This window comes from Trichocoleus sp. FACHB-262, from assembly GCF_014696035.1.
Lineage (GTDB): Bacteria > Cyanobacteriota > Cyanobacteriia > FACHB-46 > FACHB-46 > Trichocoleus.
Map to the genome: position 1 here is coordinate 1 of NZ_JACJPK010000105.1, position 6,487 is coordinate 6,487.

8 protein-coding genes and 1 pseudogene are annotated in these 6,487 nt (G+C 50.1%); 5 read left to right on the plus strand and 4 right to left on the minus strand.

Annotation, left to right across the window (positions count from 1 at the left end; genetic code table 11):
* On the plus strand, positions 1–210 hold a 210-nt coding region (locus H6F68_RS28755; RefSeq protein ID WP_206755562.1), incomplete at its 5' end, for a hypothetical protein.
* Between the two features lie 550 nt (positions 211–760).
* Here the strand turns inward: H6F68_RS28755 and H6F68_RS25405 are convergent.
* From H6F68_RS25405 to H6F68_RS25415, 3 genes are all read right to left on the minus strand, one after another.
* A complete protein-coding gene (locus H6F68_RS25405) occupies positions 761–1,024 on the minus strand; it encodes a hypothetical protein (protein ID WP_190563363.1) in 264 nt (87 codons plus the stop codon).
* A 210-nt stretch (positions 1,025–1,234) separates the two neighbouring features.
* Positions 1,235–2,377: a WD40 repeat domain-containing protein gene (locus H6F68_RS25410; RefSeq protein ID WP_190563365.1), complete on the minus strand. Its 1,143-nt coding sequence runs from the start codon at positions 2,375–2,377 to the stop codon at positions 1,235–1,237.
* A gap of 58 nt (positions 2,378–2,435) precedes the next feature.
* The gene (locus tag H6F68_RS25415) at positions 2,436–3,167 is read right to left on the minus strand and encodes a hypothetical protein (RefSeq protein WP_190563367.1); all 732 of its coding nucleotides are present in this window, start codon (positions 3,165–3,167) and stop codon (positions 2,436–2,438) included.
* Between the two features lie 599 nt (positions 3,168–3,766).
* Here H6F68_RS25415 and H6F68_RS25420 point away from each other — a divergent pair.
* Positions 3,767–4,156 (plus strand): nuclear transport factor 2 family protein, encoded by a 390-nt coding sequence (locus H6F68_RS25420; RefSeq protein WP_190563369.1) that lies wholly within the window; start codon positions 3,767–3,769, stop codon positions 4,154–4,156.
* A gap of 336 nt (positions 4,157–4,492) precedes the next feature.
* On the opposite strand, the gene H6F68_RS29190 is transcribed toward H6F68_RS25420, so the two are convergent.
* Positions 4,493–4,873: a DUF6464 family protein gene (locus H6F68_RS29190; RefSeq protein WP_313930243.1), complete on the minus strand. Its 381-nt coding sequence runs from the start codon at positions 4,871–4,873 to the stop codon at positions 4,493–4,495.
* 132 nt (positions 4,874–5,005) lie between these two features.
* On the opposite strand from H6F68_RS29190, the gene H6F68_RS25425 reads away from it, so the two are divergent.
* The 3 genes and pseudogenes from H6F68_RS25425 to H6F68_RS25435 all read left to right on the plus strand — a co-directional run.
* Positions 5,006–5,494: a type IV pilin-like G/H family protein gene (locus H6F68_RS25425; protein ID WP_190563371.1), complete on the plus strand. Its 489-nt coding sequence runs from the start codon at positions 5,006–5,008 to the stop codon at positions 5,492–5,494.
* Between the two features lie 332 nt (positions 5,495–5,826).
* Positions 5,827–6,009: a hypothetical protein gene (locus tag H6F68_RS25430; RefSeq protein WP_190563373.1), complete on the plus strand. Its 183-nt coding sequence runs from the start codon at positions 5,827–5,829 to the stop codon at positions 6,007–6,009.
* Between the two features lie 57 nt (positions 6,010–6,066).
* A pseudogene (locus H6F68_RS25435) lies at positions 6,067–6,487 on the plus strand (ISKra4 family transposase); the annotation flags it as partial.

Below are 6,487 nucleotides of genomic sequence, written 5' to 3' on the forward strand. Positions count from 1 at the left end.
GTAGTTCTGCTGCTGTTGACGGCGACCGTTTTTGACGACGTGAGTGGATTGACAGTCTGGACATTGCATCAGGAGACCCTCAACGCTGCATCATACTACTATTGTGCAACGCCCTTCCTGGCACACGTGCTAACGGGGAACTGTGGGATTTTGTGGCAGTACTCAAGCGGGAGATTATTTCGTAAGCTTGCAGACCGATCGCCCGCTTGATGTAAGATTCCCTCTTTCCGTTGAACTACCCGAAAAACCTCAAAAACCTCAACACTTTTAATCCAGCAAACCTGAGGTGTTGATCGCGGTGGTGGCACGTTCGCACCAGACAGCACTCATTGGCACAGTCTGTCATGCTAGGAGGAAAACCGACAGTAGCAATCCATCACATAGGGCACCATTTGGCACGTTCTGACACAATCTACGGATATTGTGCTGCTGCCGCACCTTAGTTGGCGATCGCTACTCCTCCACATAAATCAAATCTTTGGAATCCAAATCTACTCGCTCGCCTCTGGGGTTTTTGCCGCTGACCCATAAGCGACCAGAACTCATGAACAAAGTTTTGCTCTAGCTGGGACAGCTGATCTTTTCAGTTTGATTTTGATAGGTCAATCGGCCTGACGTAGTATGAGTAAGGATGTGAAAGTCAAAATTGACGACCCCTACACCTGTCTCACCCAAGACTTCTAAAGTTAATTTTCCACTATGTCCTGAGCTTCCTTGCTCAGAAATCACATAGTTTTGCCAGAGGTCGGAGCCACCAATTTCACGTTGCCGACTCGCGCTTGGAGCGCTTGACAAGTGCTGACTGATTCGCTTCCTGTCTTAAGCTTCGCTGAACCCCCAGAGCGGTTATATAGACCCCAAGGCTAAAGAAAACAATCGCTGTCCATAGCCATAACTCAAACCAGCCAGGAATGGTCATATCGCGATAGTTGACGAGATGAAAGAACACAGTCGGGAGAGCACCCACTATTGCAACGGCTAGCCCTCCTAACAGGACGAATAGTGCCGCTCTACTTCTACTCATGGGGCAATTACCTTTTACTCATTGTTAGATAAGTTTGGCAATTTAGCGATCGCCCTCACCCAGATGTGTAGGACCAGACTCATCGCCAGCCGCTTCATCCTGTGGTTCAAAGTGGGATTGTTGGGAAACAGGTGACCATGGAACATCCTGCCTAGGCAGATTCTACGTGCGGCTCAAGTAGAGTGAGGATTTTATCGCTCGAGTCCTGACTCAACGAATGACCTGAATCGTTTGGTTATCAATCACAATTGCCATCTGTTGCCCATCCCGGCTGAAGACCACCCTGGTTGGTCCGGAGTTGTACTTTAGGGCTGGAGGAAACTTCCAGCTCTGGTTGGTTTGAAAATTACTGATGTAGTATCCAATCACATCAGACCCATAGACATACGTTTGTCCATCCGGACTGAGCGCTAAGAGATTAGCGGTTCGGTCGATGGAAAGCCGCGACAACCGTTGTAACTTTCCCGTTTTAATCTGCCAATGATGAAGGTAGCTAAAGATGCCATCGTTGGCAAACGCGATTACGTCTGGCTGATTGGGACTGAAAACAATATCCACAATCGACAACAAATTACCTTCATATCTTGCTTGCAGTTTGGCTTGCAGCTTTCGGGTCTTGAGATTCCACAGATGCAGTTGAGAATTGCCGTTGGCTAGAGTGGTAAACCCTACCACAGCACTGTCTGGGCTAAATGCTAAACGGTCAATGTAGGTGACAGCCGACCCTGTGACTTGTTGCAACGTTCCCTGCGGGACATTCCAGATGCGGACTCCCGATTGGAGTTTGTTAGAACGGCTGCTGATGCTTGTGGCCAGGACGCGGCTATTGGGGCTGAACTCAACCTGGCAAACAGCAGTGTCAGGGGGTTGCATCTGACCTGGAGCTGGAGGCGTTTGGATCGTATGATCTTGAATAGGTCGAGTCCACTGAGATTTCCCAGTCTTGAGATCCCAAACGTTGAGTTCGATCTGGCGCTTAGCTTGTACCTTTGGAGCTGCACGCGACTCTAGGAGACCTGCGGCAAATTGCCCGTCAGGACTGAGAGCGATATCACAGAAGGCAAAGCCCGCTTTGGCTGGAAAGGTTGAAATTCTTTGGCCTGTCTTCAAGCTCCACAGTTCGGCAGATTGTTTATTTGCTCCATCGGTCAATAGGGTTTCGCCATCTTGACTAAATTGTAGTTGGGTCGCACTCGTCGGTAAGGAGACGCGCAGCGTGGGACGCTCCCAAGATTTTGTCGAGTTCGGCGTTGCGCGAGGCACAGCGCTGGGAATCTGTTGTGCAAGAGCACTGGAGGCGATCGCGCAACTAACCACTCCTGACACCCAGGCGAGTGCAATAGTAGACTTCATCAGAAAAGCTCGGTATGCGGGAAACTGCATTGCTGACGTACCAGGTTCTAACAGGCTTCTAGTAAGGTAATGAAACGGGACGGAGGTAGCTTGGGGAGTGGCGCACAAAGCAGTTTGCCCCTGGAATATACATCCAGCGCTGGCCCGCTGAATCGGTGCCAAACGTATTGATGCCTTTGAGCCGCGTCGGGAACTGCGTCCCCAACGGATAGCTCTTGACTACTCGCCCACCCGGAGTGGCACGGCAGTTCAGTGACGTAGCGTCAGTGACTGTCCACAGGGGATGATTCCACGAGTAGTCAGCACTGAGAGACCCACTTCCCGGATCTCCGGGGTAATTCCCATTCCTCGCCACAGGCAAGTTTTCGACTAAGTTCACCACAAATTTGGTTCCCACAGGTGATTCACACCGACTCCCACTTTGCACGATCCTCCATTCCGATCTCAGTGCCCCTCCACCACCAGCTAAGCGGGTTCGATTCAACGTCATCGTGCCCTTGCAACCCGTGTCTGGTTTGCCCACATAATCCTCAAACGTGCCCGTGTAGGTAACGTTGTTCGGAACCGTCTTTCGGGTCAAGATGGTGATGCCACCGTTGACTCGATTCGTTCCTGCAGAGGTGGTATAAGTACCACTATTCTTAGACACACCTGCAAGGTCAGAGTTGCCAGACTCATTGAGGTTGATGATAGTTGTCCCGTTTGTAGACCTATAATGGGCAGCTTGGACCGGGAGAGTGGCAGCCACGAAGAAAGCGGTGGAAATTAGTAAGAGATGAGAAAACTTCATGCTGAATGTTGGAGGGGGGTAAGCGTTGTCTTTGAATTCACGGAGGGCAAGCTTGATTCCAGGGCAGGTGGGCCACTTCTGCAACTGGTCTGCACCGGGAGAGATTGGATCGCAGAAAGGATAAGAAATCCCCTTACCCTTCTCACTGACACTCGCGCAAAAGTTTTCCCATAGCCTTCGTCGGAAGTAGGTAAAAGCGGAAACATCATCACCCTAAGCTGTTTCGGCCTTCTCTTTCCCTAAAACTTTTACAACAAATAGAAGGTGCCGGCTCTAGCTGCACCCTGAGCGATCGCGCTCTCGGTCCACGCACCACAGCGATTGAGTTAGTTTGAGACTGTTGCTGAGATGGTGCTTTGAGATGAGCGGCTTTGGTGGTTTAGCAACAGCAAGTACGCTCAACAATCCTATAGAGACATTCTCATCTTGCAGCAACGCCCTCCTGGTTGAAAGCTGAACTGATTGGGAAGTGGCCTCATCCATTTACAAAAACTGTTGATGGACTCTATGATTCACGAAAAGAACTGGTTCTGCCATGAGTCAGGATCGGAAATTGAAACTTGCTAACTCAATGAGACATCAGCGTAGAGGAAAATAACGTGTCAACAGAAGAGATTGCAGCGTTACTCACGACTTACTTTGACAACATGACAGCGATGAATCCAGAAGGCTGGTTAGGGATTTTTTCAGAAGAGGCTGTAATCTATGACCCCGTTGGAGCTCCCCCAAAACATGTCCACCAGGATGCTCAGCATCTCTTTAAGGTGTTGGCTCACTTCTTTGAAACGATAGAACTATCAAAAGACAGCATTTTCTTTGTCAAGAATGGGGCAGCGGTCAAATGGACGATGCAGGTTATTGCCAAAAACGGTCGTCATGCCACAGCTGAGGGAATCAGTGTCTTTGAAATCAATGATGCTGGCAAGCTTCAAACAGTGTTGTCTTACTGGGATGAAGCCGCCATGATGATGAAACTGAAGGACGACTGAATCAAGGATGCCCATGTCTGCGATCCCAGAGTCGCGCCTTACAGGGTTCACGAGATTCCTTGCGAAAGTCAGGCAAAAGGTGATACCGCAAGCTTGGCGATCGCTTTCTCTCGTAAGGCGCGAACTCTAGAGTTTGCCCCTAATACTGGGGTTAGGGTCCAAGTGCACCCCATCTCTAAAGCACTAAGATTTTGCTGTTGAGCACGTTTCGCAAGGGCTCGAAACGTTGAGTTTGTCTAGCTAGCGCATCCCCACGAGCTAACCCCTAGCCTCCGAGTCAACCTTGCAGTCGCCCATCATCCTGAATTGGATAAGTGGCAACCCAGACTTCTAACCTCACCCTTCGAGATCCTTAAAATCTGAGCATGTTTCACACGGCCCTGCTGGATTCACAGTACATCGTAGATGAGGCGAGCGTGCGGAGTGAGCACAGTTTGGATCACCCAAAGGTTTTCGCCAGGCTTCCACATCAGCTCTCAATTGAGCCTCTCTTGCAATTACCCATGCTTTGTGATTCTGCCATCGCTCCCACGTTCTAAATACGCCCAGGGGGAAAGAGATTGCAATAGCACCAACAGCAATCGAAACCGTGACTGAACGTGGCCCGATGTTGAATTGAACGCAGAAACTGGCAATCAACATGACGAGGCGAAGGTAACCATCAAAGTTAAGGCGATAGCGGCGCACAAAGGATCGAATGGCTGGCTGAATTCGCATGATTGGGAGCTTACTTCTTCCACTAAGCTACAACCTTTTTTACCCAGTAGGCCGACTCCAAATAGTCACTGCGATCGCGTTTCCTCCCCCGCTTTCATCGGGAACTCTAAGCCTATCCCTCTCAGCAACAGCATGAAACGATTCTTGGTGCCAGCAGCAGTGATTACTTTCCTGGCTGCAAATGCAGTTATCTTGTCTGATTCGTGCATTTTTTTAACAATGGCTTGCAAGAGGATGGAAGCAGACGGAAAGGCGGTTACCGAGACAGCAAATCGGGTACAGCAAGTCCACTACTTTGAGCGTGGAAAATTTATCGAGTCAATGGATGCTCTCGATATAGGTGTTAAGTCCCAGATGAACTGGTATGCCCATTCAATGCAAGTTACGCCAACATCAGCATTTTTCTATGCGGTGCCAACTGGAAAGATGGCTTCCGTTCGCAGAGGATATGTTGGGGCCGTGTTTCTGAATAAAGCAAGCAAGGACGACATAGACAACGTGCCATTAGAAATTGTTTGCGAGGCTGTGGGCCGGAAAGCAATTCTCAAAATCAAGCCCTTACTTCAGAATGGCTCTCCTACCTGCCCTGAAGGAAGCGTTCAGACGAAAAGGCCCAGGTAGATTAATGTGCCGTTTAAACTGACTTATCCTTCCAACCACAATACTCACAATCCCAATGCACTGTTGGAGTTTTTAAACCAATGCCAGTTTCACATTGAGGGCATCGACCTGTGAACATTGGATGTGAGTCAAGTAGTGCTAGCTTCTCCAACCGTGACCACCGCTGATGTGGAGTAACAATTAGCTCTCCGTTATAGTAGCTAGCCCCCTCCGACTTTGACCAGGGCGCATCTGGTGGTTGGGGGAGTACTAGATGGATTCGTGAGAATGGAAGAGGGCACAAAAAAGGACAAACCTGGCTGGCTTGCCCTCTAACTACAAAAACTACTTCCATGTTAACGCTCAACTCATCTCACCCTTCCCAAGCTCTGGCGTGGCAACGCTGGGACGAAAAGCTCCAAACCAGTACCACTCTTGCCAGCCTCGTCATGACAGCTTGGCAGATTGGGCGATACGTGGCTCAGGTGCTCGTGGAACAACAATTGCATCAGAGAGCTCAGCAAGAAAAGACCTAGGGTTTTTGTGCTCAGTGCGCTCATCCGCTGCAAAGCAAAGGCTGGGTGGGGCGTCGTATGCTCACCCTCGTTGGATGGGTGGAATGGAAACGGCGAGTTGGGCGATGTCCGCATCATTGTCCTTGTAGTCAGCAGGTTCCCTTCGACCAAGAGTTGGGCATCGAGCCTTATCAGCAAACCTCGGTGGAATTGATGCGTTTGGGGTGTCTCTTAGCGGTACTTCTACCCTTCGAGTTAGCCACAGAACTATTAGCTCAACTCAGTGGCGTTCATCTCAGTGATGCCACGCTTTGGCAGTGGGTGCAAACCTTTGACAAGCGAGCCACTCGGCATCTAGAAGCAGAACTGCAATCGTTAGTGCAGGGACATCCACCTCAAGCTGAGCCGCTCGATGAAGCTCTGGCTGCTTTGCCTTTGGTAATTGCCGCTGATGGCGTGACGGTGCCACTGCGTCCCATTCCTGGGAGCGCCAAAGGCA